This is a genomic window from Streptomyces sp. DT224, assembly GCF_049844595.1.
Lineage (GTDB): Bacteria > Actinomycetota > Actinomycetes > Streptomycetales > Streptomycetaceae > Streptomyces.
Window position 1 is genome coordinate 257021 of sequence record NZ_JBNCLI010000003.1, and the last position, 17053, is coordinate 274073.

The 17053-nt window shown below is 71.7% G+C and carries 15 protein-coding genes, 2 tRNA genes and 1 pseudogene; 2 read left to right on the forward strand and 16 right to left on the reverse strand.

Features of this window, described 5'->3' with window-relative positions:
* Position 1 precedes the first annotated feature (1 nt).
* Positions 2 to 547: a hypothetical protein gene (locus ACLQ2N_RS08480; protein WP_425810685.1), complete on the forward strand. Its 546-nt coding sequence runs from the start codon at positions 2 to 4 to the stop codon at positions 545 to 547.
* Here ACLQ2N_RS08480 and ACLQ2N_RS08485 read toward each other — a convergent pair.
* The 9 genes and pseudogenes from ACLQ2N_RS08485 to ACLQ2N_RS08525 form a co-directional block, all read right to left on the reverse strand.
* Positions 480 to 2015, reverse strand: a complete 1536-nt coding sequence (locus tag ACLQ2N_RS08485; RefSeq protein WP_425810687.1) for a recombinase family protein — start codon at positions 2013 to 2015, stop codon at positions 480 to 482. The genes ACLQ2N_RS08480 and ACLQ2N_RS08485 overlap by 68 nt on opposite strands.
* Before the next feature lie 33 nt (positions 2016 to 2048).
* Positions 2049 to 3167 (reverse strand): annotated as a pseudogene (locus ACLQ2N_RS08490) (ComEC/Rec2 family competence protein); the annotation flags it as partial.
* Between the two features lie 74 nt (positions 3168 to 3241).
* Complete coding sequence (locus ACLQ2N_RS08495; RefSeq protein ID WP_425810689.1) at positions 3242 to 3976, reverse strand: helix-hairpin-helix domain-containing protein; 735 nt, start codon at positions 3974 to 3976, stop codon at positions 3242 to 3244.
* 557 nt (positions 3977 to 4533) lie between these two features.
* Positions 4534 to 5379, reverse strand: a complete 846-nt coding sequence (locus ACLQ2N_RS08500) for a DegV family protein (RefSeq protein WP_425810691.1) — start codon at positions 5377 to 5379, stop codon at positions 4534 to 4536.
* Positions 5380 to 5529: 150 nt separating this feature from the next.
* Complete coding sequence (locus ACLQ2N_RS08505; protein WP_425810693.1) at positions 5530 to 6255, reverse strand: hypothetical protein; 726 nt, start codon at positions 6253 to 6255, stop codon at positions 5530 to 5532.
* A 137-nt stretch (positions 6256 to 6392) separates the two neighbouring features.
* On the reverse strand, positions 6393 to 9266 hold the full coding sequence (leuS, locus tag ACLQ2N_RS08510; RefSeq protein WP_425810694.1) for a leucine--tRNA ligase: 2874 nt from the start codon (positions 9264 to 9266) through the stop codon (positions 6393 to 6395).
* A 291-nt stretch (positions 9267 to 9557) separates the two neighbouring features.
* A tRNA-Ala gene (locus ACLQ2N_RS08515) sits at positions 9558 to 9630 on the reverse strand.
* A 114-nt stretch (positions 9631 to 9744) separates the two neighbouring features.
* On the reverse strand, positions 9745 to 9978 hold the full coding sequence (locus ACLQ2N_RS08520; RefSeq protein ID WP_056785441.1) for a hypothetical protein: 234 nt from the start codon (positions 9976 to 9978) through the stop codon (positions 9745 to 9747).
* Positions 9979 to 10111: 133 nt separating this feature from the next.
* The gene (locus ACLQ2N_RS08525; RefSeq protein WP_425810696.1) at positions 10112 to 11587 is read right to left on the reverse strand and encodes an MFS transporter; all 1476 of its coding nucleotides are present in this window, start codon (positions 11585 to 11587) and stop codon (positions 10112 to 10114) included.
* 102 nt (positions 11588 to 11689) lie between these two features.
* Between ACLQ2N_RS08525 and ACLQ2N_RS08530 the strand changes: the two genes are divergently transcribed.
* The gene (locus tag ACLQ2N_RS08530) at positions 11690 to 12580 is read left to right on the forward strand and encodes a helix-turn-helix transcriptional regulator (protein ID WP_425810698.1); all 891 of its coding nucleotides are present in this window, start codon (positions 11690 to 11692) and stop codon (positions 12578 to 12580) included.
* A gap of 50 nt (positions 12581 to 12630) precedes the next feature.
* Here the strand turns inward: ACLQ2N_RS08530 and ACLQ2N_RS08535 are convergent.
* The 7 genes from ACLQ2N_RS08535 to ACLQ2N_RS08565 all read right to left on the reverse strand — a co-directional run bounded on the left by ACLQ2N_RS08535 (position 12631) and on the right by ACLQ2N_RS08565 (position 17011).
* A tRNA-Ala gene (locus ACLQ2N_RS08535) sits at positions 12631 to 12703 on the reverse strand.
* Between the two features lie 109 nt (positions 12704 to 12812).
* Complete coding sequence (locus ACLQ2N_RS08540) at positions 12813 to 13466, reverse strand: histidine phosphatase family protein (protein ID WP_425811316.1); 654 nt, start codon at positions 13464 to 13466, stop codon at positions 12813 to 12815.
* Entirely contained in the window at positions 13463 to 13894 is a 432-nt protein-coding gene (rsfS, locus tag ACLQ2N_RS08545) for a ribosome silencing factor (protein WP_018103223.1), read from the reverse strand. The genes ACLQ2N_RS08540 and rsfS overlap by 4 nt, the downstream gene beginning before the upstream one ends.
* 307 nt (positions 13895 to 14201) lie before the next feature.
* The gene (locus ACLQ2N_RS08550; RefSeq protein ID WP_425810700.1) at positions 14202 to 15938 is read right to left on the reverse strand and encodes a LytR C-terminal domain-containing protein; all 1737 of its coding nucleotides are present in this window, start codon (positions 15936 to 15938) and stop codon (positions 14202 to 14204) included.
* A 19-nt stretch (positions 15939 to 15957) separates the two neighbouring features.
* Complete coding sequence (gene nadD / locus ACLQ2N_RS08555) at positions 15958 to 16575, reverse strand: nicotinate-nucleotide adenylyltransferase (protein WP_425810702.1); 618 nt, start codon at positions 16573 to 16575, stop codon at positions 15958 to 15960.
* Positions 16576 to 16613: 38 nt separating this feature from the next.
* A complete protein-coding gene (locus tag ACLQ2N_RS08560) occupies positions 16614 to 16775 on the reverse strand; it encodes a hypothetical protein (RefSeq protein ID WP_191134123.1) in 162 nt (53 codons plus the stop codon).
* An 83-nt stretch (positions 16776 to 16858) separates the two neighbouring features.
* Positions 16859 to 17011: a hypothetical protein gene (locus ACLQ2N_RS08565; RefSeq protein WP_185992685.1), complete on the reverse strand. Its 153-nt coding sequence runs from the start codon at positions 17009 to 17011 to the stop codon at positions 16859 to 16861.
* Positions 17012 to 17053: the final 42 nt, after the last annotated feature.

The window sequence follows — 17053 nt, forward strand, 5'->3', positions numbered from 1 at the left end:
CATGGACCTGACAGCGGGAACCCGAGCCACTGCCGTGTGCGCGGCGCTCATCACGAGCGCCGGCCTCGCCATCGTGCTGTGCGGCATCTTCACCCACAACCTGAAGACGTCCATCGGCGGCGCCATCTTCATGATGACCGCGCTCACTCTCGTAGCCCTCGTCGCGATTCGGAAGTGGATCACCGACACCAGCGCTGAACGCAACCGCCTCAACACCGCCGTACGCGAGGCCGAGGCAGACCGCATCCGCTACGTCGTCGCGCAGGCCACCCTCGAAGGTGAGCGCACCAGGCTCCGTCGCGACGTCACCGCCGAGCGCGAGCTTCTCGCCGCCCGCCTCGACTCCGAACGCACCGCCATGCAGAACGCGTTCGAGGAAGAGAAGAACCAACTGGTGTGCGACACCGTCGAGGCCACAGTCGCCATGGTTCGCGAGGGCCTGCTCGACCCTGCCGCCCCGCGCAGCACGTACGCGCGCGTCATCGGCTTTCCGTCTCCGGCTCATCAGCGAGCCGCCGAAGAACCGGCCCGGGGCGCCACCCGATAAAGCCGGGCTCCCCTACGAACGTCAGCCGGATACGGCCGGGCTCGATCGTCCGCACCCCCTGCGCCCGAGCCTTCATCAGCCGGATGTCCACCACAGTTCGCAGCACGGACCGTCGCTGCTCCAACGACATGTTGTGCCAGATGGCGTCCACGTCGGAGCGTCCGATGATTCCGCGTAGGACCGGCGGCACACCGACCAGCACCCCGGCCTGCGCGCGCGCCTCCTCGATCAGCGGCAGCAGACTTGTCTCAAGAGCTGCCAGCGACTCAATGGACAGCTTCGGTTTCCCGTCCGGCCCGAACTTCGCCGCCTTCGCCCGCGCCTCGTCGAGCTGCGCCTGCATCTGCGCATGCCGCAACCGTGCCGCCTCGACCTTCCGCTGCCCGTCCTCCGACGCGAACGCCGCAGCCGGGGCTTTCGACTGCAGCCACTCAATGACGGCCTCTTCGACGTAGGCGTCGAGCTTCTCCTCGCGCATCACCGTGTCGAACTTCTCGGAGCACTGATACGCCTTGTAGCCCCGGCACTTCAAGACCCTGAGCGGGGGCGCGGTGGGGCACTCTCCGCACCGGCTCAGACCGGAGAGCAGATGCACGATCTCCGACGACCCCATCGTGCGGCGCTCTGGCCGCTTGATGATCGCCTGCACGGCTTCATAGGTCTCGGCATCGACGAGCCCGGGCCACTTTGCCTCGCCCAGCTCGGCACCCTGGAAGACGCGGGACCCCTTGTAGGAGGGGTTCCGCAGCATGGACCGAAGATGGTGGTTTTCCCACCTCAGGCCCGGCAGGCGGTCGCCCTTGGCCCGTAGGGTCTGCAAGATCGAGTACTCGGTTTCGCCCGCCGCGATGCGTTCGAAGATCGATGTCACGACGGCCGCTCGTTCCGGGTGAGGGTACTGCTCGACCAGGTCGCCGGTGTCCGGGTCGTACCGGCGTGCGTACCCCCACAAGATGCGCCCGTGGGGCATGCCAGCCTTGGCGTTCAGCCTCGCGGTGCGCAGATTCCGGTCGCGGATGCCTTCCGCCTCGTCCTCGGCCTGCAGAGCGTCTTGGGCGGTGGCCTTACGGTCGGCGCGCTTGGACAGATCGTAGACGGTGCCGTTGTAGCAGAGCAGCACGCCAGCCTGCATGCAGACGTTTCGGAGGCGCACGTACACCTCCAGGTCCCGGTAGTACCGGGACGCCTCCCAGGCTACGAGGATGCGGCAGTCGCCGGCCTCGATGCCCGCGATCATCTCCTCGAACTCCTTGCGCTCCCGCTTTGCGTATCGGGAAGCGGAGCGGCCAACGTCGGTGAACTCGCGCTTGATGGGCCACCCGTTGTCGTTGCAGATTTCGCGGCCCTCATGCATCTGGTCGTCGACGCTGCTCCCCTTCATCTTGGGGTCACGCGAGTTTCGACCGTAGAGGTAGGCGTCGAACGGGCCTGTGTACAGCAGGGCGAGGTGCTCCGGTGCAATCGGCATGAAGGGATTCTACGGGCACCCATCTGCCTGCAGTAGATTGTCGCCGGATACGGCCATCAAGTGGGTGAGGTCCGTCGCCCGGAACGCGTCGTGCAGTTCGGGGGTGACCCGTGACGTGTCGCCGACCACCAGCCCGGGCAGCAACGCCCGCGCGTCGGGGCCCAGTCCGTCGGTGGCCTCGCGCAGCCCGGCGCGCAGCCGGCCCGCCGTGCGCTGGAGGAGGCTGGGCGGCCCGGTCACCCTGGGCGGGGCCTTGCCGTCGGGCCGTAGGACGGCGGCGACCCGTTCGCCCTTGTGGGACGGGGGCGCCAGCCGCCCGGCGACGCGCAGGCTGGTGGAGGGCAGCAGCCGCTGCCAGGCCGCCGCCGCGCCGCCCGGCGGGACGATGACCAGGACCGGCGTCCGCAGCCGTACGGCCGTGCCGTCGGCCCGCGTCAGCCGGGTGACCTCCGCGTCCAGGAGCAGGGAGGCGGGCGTGCTGGGGTCGCCGCTCACCCGGGGGAACGTGCGCCGGGCGTCGGAGGTGAGGGTGATCTCCGCCTGGACGCGCGCGAACTGCCGGGCCAGCCCGGGCAGGGGGCCTCGGCGCACATCGGCACCGTGCAGGCCGGCGGACGCCGCCCCGGCCGCCGCGCAGAGCAGCACCGCCGCGACGGCCGTCGCCTGCAACCGCCCCGGCCCCCGCCCGCGTCCGCGCACGGCACCGGATGCGGGGCCGGCACCGGATGCGCGCCCGGCGCCAACCACGCCCTCCGCCCCGGCCTCTCCGCCCGAACCACCCCCGCCCCTCACCCCGGCCTCTCCACCCGAACCACCCCCGCCCCTCACCCCGGCCTCTCCACCCGAACCACCCCCGCCCCTCACCCCGGCGTCACCGACCGCGCCACCCCCGCCCGCTGTACGGGAGCTTCGCAGTCCCACCGCGAGGAGCACCATCGCAGTCCCCAGGCAGAGCATGACCCCCATCGCCGCCCAGTGCCCGGGAGCGCCCAGCGCGAGCCCGGCACCTGCCCAGGCAGCCGCTGCGGGCGCGAGCAGCCGGAGGTCGGCCGGGCCCTCCTGCCGGGGGTCGGAAAGCCCCAGTCGCCGGCCCGACGCCGCGTGGATGTCCGGCTCCGTGCGGGCCTCGGGGTCCCTCTGGGCCCCCGGCACCGCGGGCGCCTCCGGCTCCGTGCGCGGACCCGGCACGGCGCGCAGGCCCGACGCCCCGAGGGCGTCCCCCGCGTTCACGGCCGCACCCGCGGCCGCAGGTCCGCGAACCGGCGGTCGCCGATCCCGTTGACCTCGCGGAGTTCGTCCACGGACCGGAATCCCCCGTGCTGTGTGCGGTAGTCCACGATGTGCTGGGCGAGAACGGGGCCGACGCCCGGAAGCCCCTCCAGCTGTTCCGACGTCGCGGTGTTCAGGCTCACCGGCCCGCCCCCACCCTCCTCGGCAGCGGGACCGCCCACCCCGGGAGCCGAGGCGGCGGCCGGCGGGGCGCCCACCACGATCTGCTCGCCGTCCATGAGCACCCGGGCCCGGTTGAGCCCCGCCAGGTCCGCACCCGGCCGCGCCCCGCCCGCTGCCGTCAGCGCGTCGTCCACCCGCGACCCGGCGGGCAGCCTGCGCAGCCCCGGGTTCCGCACCTTCCCGCTGACGTCCACCACGATCTGACTGCCCGGACCGGCGGCGGGACCGGGAGACGGCTCGGGCCGCACCCTGCCCTCCGCCGGCTCCTCGTCCGCCTCCGGCGCGGGCGCGTGCACCGCCCCACCGACCATGTCCGGAGCCCTCACGCCCTCCGGCCGGGCGGACCAGAAGTGCATCCCGGCGAACACGGCGGCCGCGACCAGGATCACGGCGAGCGCGGCAAGGGTCTTCGGTTCCAGGCCGCATCTGAGCTGCACCCACATCGGCAGCCGCTCCCGCACCGCGAGCACGGCCGCCGCCCACCGCCCGACGGGCGCCGCGCTCGCCACGGACGCCGCGCTCGCCCCGACCGGAGGAGAAGCCTCCCCGGCACGGGGCGCCGCACCCGGCGCCGCGGCAACAGGCCCCCCGGCGGCCCCCCACCGCGCGACACGTCCCCCGGACCCGCCCGCCATCAGCGCGTCGGCTCTGCTGCGCGCCGCCGCGGCCACCTCCGAGCGGGCCGTCGTCCGGCGCCGGCGGCCCGGTCCGGGGCGCGCCGCTCGTCGCATGCGCCCGTCGGAATCCGGGGCGCGGCCGGGGCCGGCACCCGCTCCGCCGGGCCCGCTGGTTGCACGATGTGATCGGGAAGCCATGGGTCAGGACGCTAGGCAGTCCCGCGGAACCCCGCTGAGCACAGGCGATTTCCGTGGACAACGGACCCATTGTGCATAACTCGGCCACTCCGGGGAGTGACGTGCCCGCCCAGCAACGTGCCCGCCGAGTGACGTGCCCGCCCCGTGACGTGCCCGCCCTGTGACGTGCCCGCCCCGTGACGTGCCCGCCCTGTGACGTGCCCGCCCCGTGACGTACCCGCCCCGTGACATGTCCGCAGGGCGGCGGAGCCTCAGCGGGGCGAGACCACCGCTCCCAGCAGCCCGGGCCCGGTGTGCGCGCCGATCACCGCGCCGACCTCGCTGACGTGCAGGTCGACGAGCCCGGGCACGCGTTCCCGCAGCCGCTCGGCCAGCCGGTCCGCCCGCTCGGACGCCGCGAGGTGGTGCACCGCGATGTCCACGGCCCCGCTGCCCGCGCGGTCGGCGACGATCTCCTCCAGCCGCGCGATCGCTTTGGAGGCCGTCCGTACCTTCTCCAGCAGCTCGATCCGGCCGCCGTCGAGCTGGAGCAGGGGCTTGACCGCGAGGGCCGAGCCGAGCAGCGCCTGCGCGGCGCCGATCCGGCCGCCGCGGCGCAGGTAGTCCAGGGTGTCGACGTAGAAGTACGCGGAGGTGCCCGAGGCGCGCTTCTCGGCCGCCGCCACCGCCTCGTCCAGGCCGCCGCCCGCCTCGGCCGTCTCGGCGGCGGACAGCGCGCAGAAGCCGAGGGCCATCGCGACCATGCCCGTGTCGACCACGCGCACCGGCACCGGGGCGTCCTTCGCCGCGAGCACCGCCGCGTCGTACGTGCCGGAGAACTCGGCCGACAGATGAAGCGAGACGATGCCGCTCGCACCGGCCTCCGCGACGGCCCGGTAGGTGGCGGCGAAGACTTCGGGGCTGGGCCTGGACGTCGTCACGGAACGACGTTTCTGCAGGGCCAGAGCCAGCGAGCGGGCCGAGATCTCGGTGCCCTCCTCCAGCGCCTGATCGCCCAGCACCACGGTCAGCGGCACCGCCGTGATGCCGTGCCGCCGCATCGCGTCGGGCGGCAGGTAGGCCGTGGAATCGGTGACGATCGCGACATGGCGGGACATGCCCCGGAGGTTACCCGCAGGGACGCGGGGCAGGCAGTCCGACCCCGCGCGAGTGATCAGTCGCGGTCGCTTCGCATCGCATCCTGCCACCCTCGGTCACCCGTGGTCGCCCCGTCCCCAGGCGCGTCCCGGCCGCCGGGCGTTCACCGGTCAGTTGGTGGTCTCGGGCCGGGCCGTCTTCTGCCACGGGGAGGCGGTGCTCCGCCGGGGATCGCGGGCGGTGATGGCCTCGGGCGGCTTCCGCCTGTCCCCTTCCGGCGCGTCGGAGGACGGCCGGTGGTCCGCGTCCGCCTCGCCGCCCCACTCCGGCGAGGGGCCCGGCCCCTCCTCGACCGTGGTCCAGTGCCGCAGCGCCCCTGCCTCCACGTCGATCTGCGCGTTCAGCGCCGACAGCTCGTCGTCGGCGAACTTGCGGGCCCGGTCCCGAGCGGCCCAGCGCAGCGAGTCGGCGGAACGGGTGATCTGCGCGGTGCGCTCCTTGAGGCCCGGCAGCCGTGAGGTCACCGTCGCCTTGTCGGGCTCGCGCTCCAGCGCCTTCAGCTCCGCGTCCAGCTCGTGTCCGTGTGCGCTGAGCCGGTCGAACAGCCCCAGGGACTCCGACAGCGACGCGTCCTCGGCCACGCCCGTCCGCAGGGCCTCCTGGGTGGCGCGCATCGAGGTGCGCAGCGAGAGGCGCAGCTGCGCCAGCTCACCGCCGACGCCCAGCTGTCCGTAGCTCTTGGCCCGCAGGGTGCTGTCCTCGACGGTCCGGCGCGCCTGCGTGATCGTGCGGTCCACGCCGCGCCTGGCCGCCCCGACGACCTTGACCGTCGCATACACGCCCAGGGCCATGAAGGCGACGACGAGCAGCCCCAGGATCAGGATCACGGCTTCCATGAGCGCCCCTCGGATGGTGTGACGGCCTCCGGTACAGGTACACCGGCCCTCTCCACCGTAAACGCAACGGGCAGGTTGGGGGTTCCGCCGGAACCCCCAACCTGCCCGTAGGGGAAAGCCCCCACCCGAAGCGGTGACTACGCGGGAACGATGTTCACCAGCTTCGGCGCGCGCACGATGACCTTGCGGATGCCGGCGCCGCCCAGCGCGGCGACGACGGCCGGGTCGGCCAGGGCCAGGGCCTCCAGCTCGGCGTCGGTGATCGACGGGGAGATCTCCAGGCGTGCCTTGACCTTGCCCTTCACCTGCACCACGCAGGTCACGGTCTCGTCCACCACGTACGCCGGGTCGGCCACCGGGAAGTCCTGGTGCACGACCGACTCCGTGTGGCCCAGCCGGTGCCACAGCTCCTCGGCGATGTGCGGAGCCAGCGGCGCCACCAGCAGCACCAGGGCCTCGGCGACCGGGCGGGGCAGCGGGCCGCCCGCCTTGGTGAGGTGGTTGTTCAGCTCGGTGACCTTGGCGATCGCCGTGTTGAAGCGCATGCCGGCCATGTCGCCGCCGACGCCGTCGATGGCCTTGTGCAGCGCGCGCAGCGTGTCCTCGCCGGGCTCGGAGTCGACCACGGTGACCTCGCCGGTCTCCTCGTCGACGATGTTGCGCCACAGCCGCTGCAGCAGCCGGTACTGGCCGACGACCGCACGCGTGTCCCACGGCCGCGACACGTCCAGGGGGCCCATGGCCATCTCGTACAGGCGCAGTGTGTCCGCGCCGAACTCGGCGCAGATCTCGTCCGGCGTGACGGCGTTCTTCAGGGACTTGCCCATCTTGCCCAGGACGCGGGAGACCTTCTCGCCCTGGTAGTAGAACGCCCCGTCGCGCTCCTCGACCTCGACCGCCGGGACCGCGATGCCGCGGCTGTCCCGGTAGACGAACGCCTGGATCATGCCCTGGTTGTACAGCTTGTGGAACGGCTCGGCGGAGGAGACGTGGCCCAGGTCGTGCAGGACCTTGGACCAGAAGCGCGCGTACAGCAGGTGCAGCACGGCGTGCTCGGCACCGCCCACGTACAGGTCGACGCCGCCGGTCGGCTGCCCCTCGCGCGGGCCCATCCAGTACTCCTCGATCGCCGGGTCGACCAGCTTCTCGGAGTTGTTCGGGTCCAGGTAGCGCAGCTCGTACCAGCAGGAACCGGCCCAGTTGGGCATGGTGTTGGTCTCGCGGCGGTACTTCCGCGGACCGGACCCGTCACCCAGGTCCAGCGTGACGTTGACCCACTCGGCGTTGCGCGAGAGCGGGGTCTCGGGCTGGGTGTCGGCGTCGTCCGGGTCGAAGGTGCGCGGCGAGTAGTCGTCGACCTCGGGCAGTTCCAGCGGCAGCATCGACTCGGGCAGCGGGTGGGCGATGCCCTCCTCGTCGTACACGATCGGGAAGGGCTCGCCCCAGTAGCGCTGGCGGCTGAACAGCCAGTCGCGCAGCCGGAAGTTGACGGTGCCCTCGCCGACGCCGTGCTCCTTGAGCCATTCGGTGATACGGGCCTTGGCGTCGGCGACGCCCAGACCGTTCAGCGAGATCTCGTCGTTGGCGGAGTTGACCAGCTTCGCGTCGTACGAGGCGAAGGCGTCCTCCCACGTCGAGGCGTCGGTGCCGCGGTCGTCCGAGGGCTGGACCACGCAGCGCATCGGCAGCTCGAAGGCGCGCGCGAACGCGAAGTCGCGCGCGTCGTGCGCCGGTACGGCCATGATCGCGCCGGTGCCGTAGCCCATCAGGACGTAGTCGGCGATGAAGACGGGGATCTGCTCGCCGCTGACGGGGTTGGTGGCGTACGCACCGGTGAAGACACCGGTCTTGTCCTTGGCCTCGGCCTGCCGCTCGACGTCCGACTTCGAGGCGGCCTGCTTGCGGTACGCGGTGACCGCCTCGGCCGGGGAGGCGTGGCCGCCCGTCCAGACCGGGTGGGTGCCCTCGGGCCAGGCGGCGGGAATGATCCGCTCGACCAGCTCGTGCTCCGGCGCCAGCACCATGTAGGTGGCGCCGAACAGGGTGTCCTGGCGGGTCGTGAAGACGGTGACGCTGCCCGCGCCGTCGACCGGGAAGTCGACCCGTGCGCCCTCGGAGCGGCCGATCCAGTTGCGCTGCTGCAGCTTGATGGCCTCGGGCCAGTCCAGCCCGTCCAGGTCGTTCAGCAGCCGGTCGGCGTAGGCGGTGATGCGCATGTTCCACTGGCGCAGCTTCGCCTTGAAGACGGGGAAGTTCCCGCGCTCGGAGCGGCCGTCGGCGGTGACCTCCTCGTTGGCCAGGACGGTGCCCAGGCCGGGCGACCAGTTGACCGGCGCGTCGGACGCGTAGGCCAGCCGGTACTCGCCCAGGACGTCGGCGCGCTCGGCGGGGCTCAGGGCGGACCAGTCACGGCCGTCGGGGGTGGCGCGCTCGCCGCCCTCGAACTGGGCGACCAGCTCGGCGATGGGCCGGGCGCGGTCCGCCTCGGTGTCGTACCAGGAGTTGAAGATCTGCAGGAAGATCCACTGGGTCCACTTGTAGTACTCGGACTCGATCGTGGCGAACGAGCGGCGCTTGTCGTGGCCCAGGCCCAGCCGGCGCAGCTGCGCCGTCATGTTCTCGATGTTGGCCTCGGTGGAGACCCGCGGGTGCGTGCCGGTCTGCACGGCGTACTGCTCGGCGGGCAGGCCGAAGGCGTCGAAGCCCAGGGTGTGCAGGACGTTGTGCCCGGTCATCCGCTGGTGGCGGGCGAAGACGTCGGTGGCGATGTAGCCCAGCGGGTGGCCGACGTGCAGCCCCGCGCCCGAGGGGTACGGGAACATGTCCATGATGAACTTCTTGGGCCTGGCGGCCAGCTCCGGGTCGCCCGCCAGGTCACCGGTCGGGTTGGGCGCCTCGTACGTGCCCTCGGCGTCCCAAAAGTCCTGCCAGCGTGCCTCGATGTCGGCGGCCATCGCTGCCGTGTAGCGGTGCGGCGCAGCGGCGTCCGCTGCGGTATTCGTCTCGCTCATGATCCTCAAAGCTCCATCGATCGTCATCTGCCGGCATCCACGTCTACGGACACACGTCCTTGGAAACGAAAAATCCCCTCGCACAGGAGGGGACGCCGCGCTGATGCCGACCAGGCGTTCTCACCGGTCGGGACTGATCAGCGCGGCTCGCTAAGCAGAAGGGCTACGGCACGCATGGCGTCAGGGTACCGCACCGAGCCGGACCCCCTCCGGGCAATAGCCGCCGGCCGGCCCCCGCACACAGAACGGCGGGCCATCCGATTCGGATGACCCGCCGTTCCTTCTTCACTGTGGAGCTAAGGAGAATTGAACTCCTGACCTCTTGCATGCCATGCAAGCGCTCTACCAACTGAGCTATAGCCCCTCGTTGCGCCGCCCGGTCTCCCTGGCGACATCGAGAACAGTACCGGTCACCCGGGCCGTCCACCAAATCGATTCCCCTCCGTCCGGTTTTCACCCGCCGGAGGAGGGGAAGCGGTCAGGCCGTGGCGAAGGAGTAGAAGCGCTTGAGGGTGCAGTGCTCCTCCAGGAGCCGGCCGTAGATCGGCTCTCCTTCGAGCTCCCGGTAGGTCTCGATGGGGTCGCCTTTTATGATCAGCGCCCGCGCGCATTCCTCGCACCAGTACTGAAAGTCCGCGTTGACCGGGTCCATGTCCCTGACGATGGGCGTACCGCTGCCGCACCAGTCGCACTTCCGCCTGTGTGCACCCATGGCTCAGCTCCGGCCCCGGCGGAAGAAGGGCGGCTGCGGGACCTCGTGGCGGCTCCCAGGCATCGCGCACACCCTCCCGTTCGGTCCGTCGCCCCCTCCGGCGGTCCGATTCTGCCATGACCCCGCAAGGGGGTCAGCCGACCGCCGTTCCCGCCCGCCGCCGCCGTACGAGCCCCGCCACCGCCCCCGCGCACGCCACGGCGGCCAGGGACAGCTCGCAGACCCACAGCGCGTGCCCCGACCCCTGCGGCCCCGGCGTACCGAGGCGGTTGAGGTAGAGGGTGCCGATGGCGGCGACGCCCATGACCTGCCCGAGCTGGGTCACGGTCACCAGCACACCGCTGGCATCGGCTGCGTCCTGTGGCCGTACGTCCGCCAGGGCGCCCGCGAGATTGGGGCTGAACGCGAGAGCCATACCCACGCCGATGAGCACGAAACCCGCGTACAGGGCGACGCTCCCGCCGTCACCACCCCGCAGTACGAGCCCGGTCAGCACCTCACCCGCGGCCAGCACCGCGAACCCGCCGGGCACCAGGTGCCGCCGGAGCCGGACCGGCCACCGCCGCCAGGTCAGCCCGGCCGCGCCGAAGGCCACCGCGGTCGGCGCGCACATCAGCCCCGCGTGCAGCGCCGAGTACCCGAGGCCGCCCTGGAGGTGCAGGGTCAGCGTGAAGAGGAAGCCCGCGTTGGCCGCCATCACCAGCAGGAGGCGCGCCGACGCCACCGCGATTCCGGGCAACCGGAGCACGCGGGGCGCGATCAGGGGCGCACCGCCGCGCGCGGCGAGCCTCGTCTCGTACGCCACGAAGCCGGCGAGGACCCCCGCGCAGGCGAGCAGGCAGGCCCCTGTCCAGTCCCGCCAGCCCAGCTCCTGGCCGAGCACCAGCGGCACGGTCAGCAGCGTGACGGCCACCGCCAGGAGCACCAGGCCCACCGGGTCGAACCCGCGCGCCCGCGCCTTGCTCCGGGCCGCCCCGGTACGCGGCTCCCCCGGGAGCACGCGCGCGCCGATCACCAGCAAGGCGAGCCCGATCGGGACGTTGACCAGGAAGACGGGCCGCCAGCCCGCCCCGAACAGGTCGACGCTGACCAGCACCCCGCCCACGACCTGACCGGCGGCGGCCCCGGTGGCCAGCACGGCGCTGTAGGCACCGATCGCTCGCACCCGGGCCGCCCCGGTGAAGTGCTGCTGGATCAGGCTGAGCACCTGCGGGATCATCACCGCCGCGCCCGCCCCCTGGATCACCCGGAAGGCGATCAGCTGCCCCGAGTCCGCGGCCAGTCCGCAGGCGAGCGAGGCCGCGGTGAAGACGGCGAGCCCTGCCAGATGCGCGCGGCCGTGGCCGAACACGCCTCCGAGCCGGGCGCCGGCGACGAGGAGGACGGCGTACGAGATGGTGTACCCCGCCACCACCAGCTGCAACTGGGCTCCCGAGGAGCCGAGTTCGGTACGGATCGCCGGAGCGGCGACATTCACGATGAAGATGTCGAGCATGGCCATGAACTGGGCCGTCAGTACGACGGCGAGCAGCCGGGCTGGGGCCTTGTCAGTGGTGTGGGTTCTACTGGTGACGGAGCGTGATGCCGCCGTCTCGGATGTCGCGGTCATGGGCTCCAGGCTGGTGCCGTACGCATACGGGTAACGAGAGCCCGCTGATGCTGGTACTGGCAGCACCTGGCAACAGCCGGGCGCAGCACCGACGATGGGGGCGTGACGACGGTGACGGCACAACAGCGCACGCGGCGGAGCGGTCCGGCGACGGACAGGCGGCCGGAGCTCGCCGCCTTCCTGCGCGGCCGCCGGGCCCGGGTGACCCCGGCCGACGTGGGCATGGCCCCGGGCTTACGACGGCGTACGCCAGGGCTGCGCCGCGAGGAGGTCGCCCAGCTCTCCGGAGTCGGTGTGACCTGGTACACCTGGCTGGAGCAGGGCCGCCCGATCAACGCGTCCCCGCAGGTCCTGGACGCGGTGGCGAGGACGCTGCGGCTGGACCCCCCGGAGCGCGAGCACCTGTACGAACTGGCGGGGGTCGCCTTCCTGCCGGGGAGGGAATCCGACACCTTCGAGGCCGGCGAGGAGATCCAGGGCATCATCGAAGCGCTCGACCCGCTGCCCGCGGCCGTCTACAACGCGCGCTACGACGTACTGGCGACCAATCCGGGGTACCGGGACATCTTCGACATCCCCACCATGCGGGGCACCAAGGTCCGCAACGCGCTGTGGTCGCTGTTCACGGCCTCCGAGGAGGACTGCCCGGTCGTGCACCGCTCCCAGGAGCTGCCCCTGATGGCGGCGACCCTGCGCAGCGGATACGGGCGCCATGTGGGCGAGCCCGCGTGGGAGACGTTCATCGCGGCGCTGTCGGAGGCCAGCCCCTACTTCGCGCGGCTGTGGCGCAGCGGGGACGTCGTCCCGCCGGGGCGGCGCGTGAAGACCTTCCGGCACTGGGCGGTGGCCGGTGACATACGGATGACCTCGGTGTCGCTGACCATCAACGGGCTGCCCGAGTGCCGGATCGTCACGTACACCCCGGCCGACGAGGAAAGCAGGGCGCTGCTCGCCGCGCTGCGGGCACACCGCCGGGGCACTGAGGACCGCTGACCGCACATGAGGACATCCCGCCCCCCTGACGGGGACGGGATGTCCGATTGTGGAGCTAAGGAGAATTGAACTCCTGACCTCTTGCATGCCATGCAAGCGCTCTACCAACTGAGCTATAGCCCCGCTGTCCGCTGTGTTTCCCTGCGCTTCCGCGCTGCGAACAAGAAGAACTTTAGCCTGTGACCAGCCGGAAAGTGAAATCCGGCCCCCGCTGCCCCTAGGGGCGGCGGGATCAGGTGTCGTCGCCGAGCACCGGTTCCGGCAGGGTGCCGGCGTTGTGCTCCAGCAGCCGCCAGCCGCGGGCGCCCTCGCCGAGCACGGACCAGCAGCAGTTGGTCAGCCCGCCGAGCCCTTCCCAGTGGTGCGCCTCCAGGCCCAGCAGCCGGCCGATGGTGGTCCGGATGGTGCCACCGTGGCTGACGACGACCAGCGTGCCGCCGTCGGGCAGCTTGTCGGCCTGCCCGAGAACCACGGGGGCGGCCCGGTCGGCGACCTCGGTCTCCAGCTCGCCGCCGCCGCGCCGCACGGGCTCGCCACGCTTCCAGGCGGCGTACTGCTCGCCGTACCGCTCCACGATCTCCTCGTGGGTCAGACCCTGCCAGGCGCCCGCGTAGGTCTCACGCAGCCCCGTGTCGTGCACCACGTCGAGCCCGGTGATCGCGGCGAGCTCGGCTGCCGTGGCCGCGGCCCGCCGCAGGTCGGAGGCCACGATCGCGTCCGGCTTCAGCGAGGCGAGCAGCCGGGCGGCCCGGCGGGCCTGCGCCACGCCGGTCTCGGTCAGCTCGATGTCCGTGGAGCCCTGGAAACGGCGTTCCAGATTCCATGCCGTCTGGCCGTGCCGCCAGAGGACGATCCTGCGGCCCCTGCCGCTCCTGCTGCCGTTCAGCTCTGCTCACCTTCCGTACCGCCGTTGAGCTGCGCGTGCTCGGCGGCCTTGCCGCGGGTCTTCACCGCGTCCTCGGGCAGGTCGAGCTCGGGGCAGTCCTTCCACAGGCGCTCCAGCGCGTAGAAGACGCGCTCCTCGCTGTGCTGGACGTGGATGACGATGTCGACGTAGTCGAGGAGGATCCACCGGGCGTCGCGGTCGCCCTCGCGGCGGACCGGCTTGGCGCCGAGTTCCTTCTGCAGCCGCTCCTCGATCTCGTCGACGATCGACTTGACCTGGCGGTCGTTGGGGGCCGAGGCCAGCAGGAAGGCGTCGGTGATCGACAGCACGTCGCTGACGTCGTAGGCGATGATGTCGTGCGCGAGCCGGTCGGCGGCCGCCTGGGCGGCGGCGTTGATGAGCTCGATGGAGCGGTCAGTGGCGGTCACAAGCAGGCTTTCGTCGTCGGTCGGATAGCCCCCTAGGGGGTGTCCTGTCGGTCAGGGGCGGTCGGGCCGCGGCGTCCGGTGCGGTGCATCGCAAGGCGCCGGAGCGCCCTCATCGCGGAGCGATTAGGGCGGTTCGGCAACGCTGCGAGGTGCCGTTCCCGACGCCGCGGCCCCGGTCCTGACCGACAGGACATCCCCTAGGGTCTCACGGGGAACCGCCCGGCCACGCAGCCATATTCCGTGGCCCGTCCCGGGGCCGTCCGGGGAGGCCCGGGCCGCTCGGCTCCGGACCTCCCGGCCTCCGCCGCTACTCGGCCTTGTAGTCCTGGCCGAGGAGGACGGATACGTCCGCGTTCCCGGCCGGCTTGCCCTTCTCGACCGAGCTCGCCGGCAGCCCGAGGGTCTTGGCGACCTGGGTCGCCTTCTCCTTGTCGGCCGCTTCGGCGTAGACCACCTGCGAGGAGGCGACCGCGTCGGCCTTCCCGCTGTTGACGAAGGCGAAACCGCCGTTGACCAGCTTGCCCCTGGCGGACTCGGTGGAGCCGGTGTCACCGGTGGCGTTCTTGATCCCGACCCGGATCACCCCGTCGGCCGACGGCGCCTTGACCGTGCCGCCGAGGATGTCCTTGACCACGCTCTCGGTGGCCGCGTCGGTGAGGGTGCCGTCGTCCTGCACCGGCAGCAGCGCCGTCTTGTAGTCGCCGATCTTGGCGTGTTCGGCCAGCTTCGCCAGCGAGGCGCCGAGGTCCTTCTCGGGCAACGACGGGTCGAGGATCTGGGCCAGCGTCTGGACGGTGACCGTGGCTGCCTGCGGGTCGTCGGACATCTTGCGCAGCACTCCGCGCATGACCTGGCCGAACCGCATCAGCTGCTTGGCCTCGGCCTCACCGGGTGCGCGGTACGTGGCGTACGCGACGGCCATCTGGCCGCTGAGGGTCTGCGCCTCGCCCTTCTTCACCAGGTCGCCGGAGCCCTTCTTGGCGCCCGGCACCGCGATGTCGGTGTCGACCTCGATGTTGCCGACGAGGTCGACCAGGTTCTCCAGGTACGGCGTGTCGAGCCGCCAGGTCCCGCTGATGTCGGTGCCGAGCAGGGTGTCCAGGGACTCCCGCGTCCCGGACGTGCCGTCGTCCTCGACCGACTTGCCCAGCGTGGTGGTGGTGCCGTCCTCTTCGGAGACGGCGAGGGAGTTGGGGAGCAGGACCGTGGTGCCCTGCTTGGTGGTGACGTTGTCGACGAGCAGGGCGGTGGACGTGCCGCCGGACTTGGTGTTGTGGAGATGGACCACGATGACGTCCCGGCGCTGCGGACCGGTCGTCGCGGTGTTCGCCTTCTCGCCGCCGGACATGCCGGGGAGCTTGTCCGCCGACCACAGGTAGCCGACGCCGCCGAGAACGGCCAGGACCCCGACGACTATCAGCGCGACGATCCGGTTGCGGCCCCGGCGGCGCGCCTCCTCGCGGCGCTCGCTGCGGCTCTCGGTGAACTTGAGCCAGTCGATGACGTCCTCGGAGTCCTCGTCGGGCTCCTCGATGAAGGCGAACTGCTCGGTGCGGTAGTCGTCGCCACCCCGGCGCTGCCCGGGCACGGCCGCGTCCGGCGCCGGCCGCGGCTCGGGCTCCCGGGGCGGGGCGGGGGCGGCGGCCGGGGCGGGTGCGGGGGCCTGCTGCGGGATGCTCCACTGCTGGGCTGTGTCGACGGCGGCGGGCTGCTGTCCGGTGTCGTGGACGGGCTGCTGCTGCCCGGTGTCGTACCCGTACCGGTCGTAGCCGTAGTCCTGCTGCGGGGCCTGCTGGGGCTGGGCCGCGTAGGGGTCGTACGGCTGCGGCGGGGCGGGGGGCCGCTGCTGGGCGTACGGGTCGTAGCCGTAGCCCTGCCCGCCGCCCTGGGACTCCTGGCCGCCGTAAGGGTCGGGCTGCTGCTGCGCGTACGGGTCGTACTGCGGCTGCCCCGGCTGCTGGTACACCGGCTGCCCGTACTCGTCGTAGCCGATGATCTGCGGCTGCTGGTAGTACGGGTCGTACGGGTTCTGTCGGTCGTTCACCGGTGCCCCTTTCCGTGGCTCACTCGCCGCGGTACAGCTGGCGCTTGTCGATGTAGCGGACCACGCCGTCGGGCACGAGGTACCAGACCGGTTCGCCCTGGGCGACCCTCGCGCGGCAGTCCGTCGAGGAGATCGCGAGCGCGGGGACCTCCACCAGGGAGACGCCTCCCTCGGGCAGCCCGTCGTCCGTGAGCACATGGCCCGGCCGGGTGACGCCGATGAAGTGGGAGAGCGAGAACAGCTCGTCGGCGTTGCGCCAGGTGAGGATCTGGGCGAGCGCGTCGGCGCCGGTGATGAAGAAGAGATCCGCGTCGACGTGGACCTCGCGCAGGTCCCGCAGCGTGTCGATCGTGTACGTGGGGCCCTTGCGGTCGATGTCGCTCCGGCTGACCGAGAACTGCGGGTTGGACGCCGTCGCGATGACCGTCATCAGATAACGGTCCTCCGCCGGGGACACGTGCTTGTGGCTCTTCTGCCACGGCTGCCCGGTCGGTACGAAGATCACCTCGTCGAGGTGGAACTGGGCGGCCACTTCACTGGCCGCCACCAGGTGTCCATGATGGATCGGGTCAAACGTCCCGCCCATCACGCCGAGTCGGCGTTTTCCGCGGCCGGTAGGCACTTCCTGCTCTCCCATGCGTGCAGAGCCTACTGGCACAGCTGTACGCCTCGGCCTCAGCGGTCGCGGTTGAAGCGCGTGGTGATCCACAGAAGGAGGAGAAGCACGACAAAGGCACCGCCACCGGTGAGGTAGGGGCTGAGGCTTTCGTGATTGCCGCCGTGCTCGCCCTCGGCGGCGACGGTGACCAGCTGCTGTGCGGTGCTCGTGAGGCTCATCTTCGGCAGGACCTATCGATCGGGAGTCGGGGGAAGACGTCGCGGACATCGTATGCGGGTGCCCCGGGCACGCTCACGCCGACTCAGTCGTTGTTGTCGTCGTTGCGGTATCCGCGGAGCAGGAACCAGGCCAGCAGTGCGGCTCCCAGCAGGGAGGCGACCAGCACGATGCGGATCGTGTTGCCCGGCCCCTGGTCCCCGGATGCGGCGGCGAACAGAGCAACGGTGTGCGGCATGTCGGGCGTCTCCTCAGTTATCCACAGCCCCCCGCACACCGT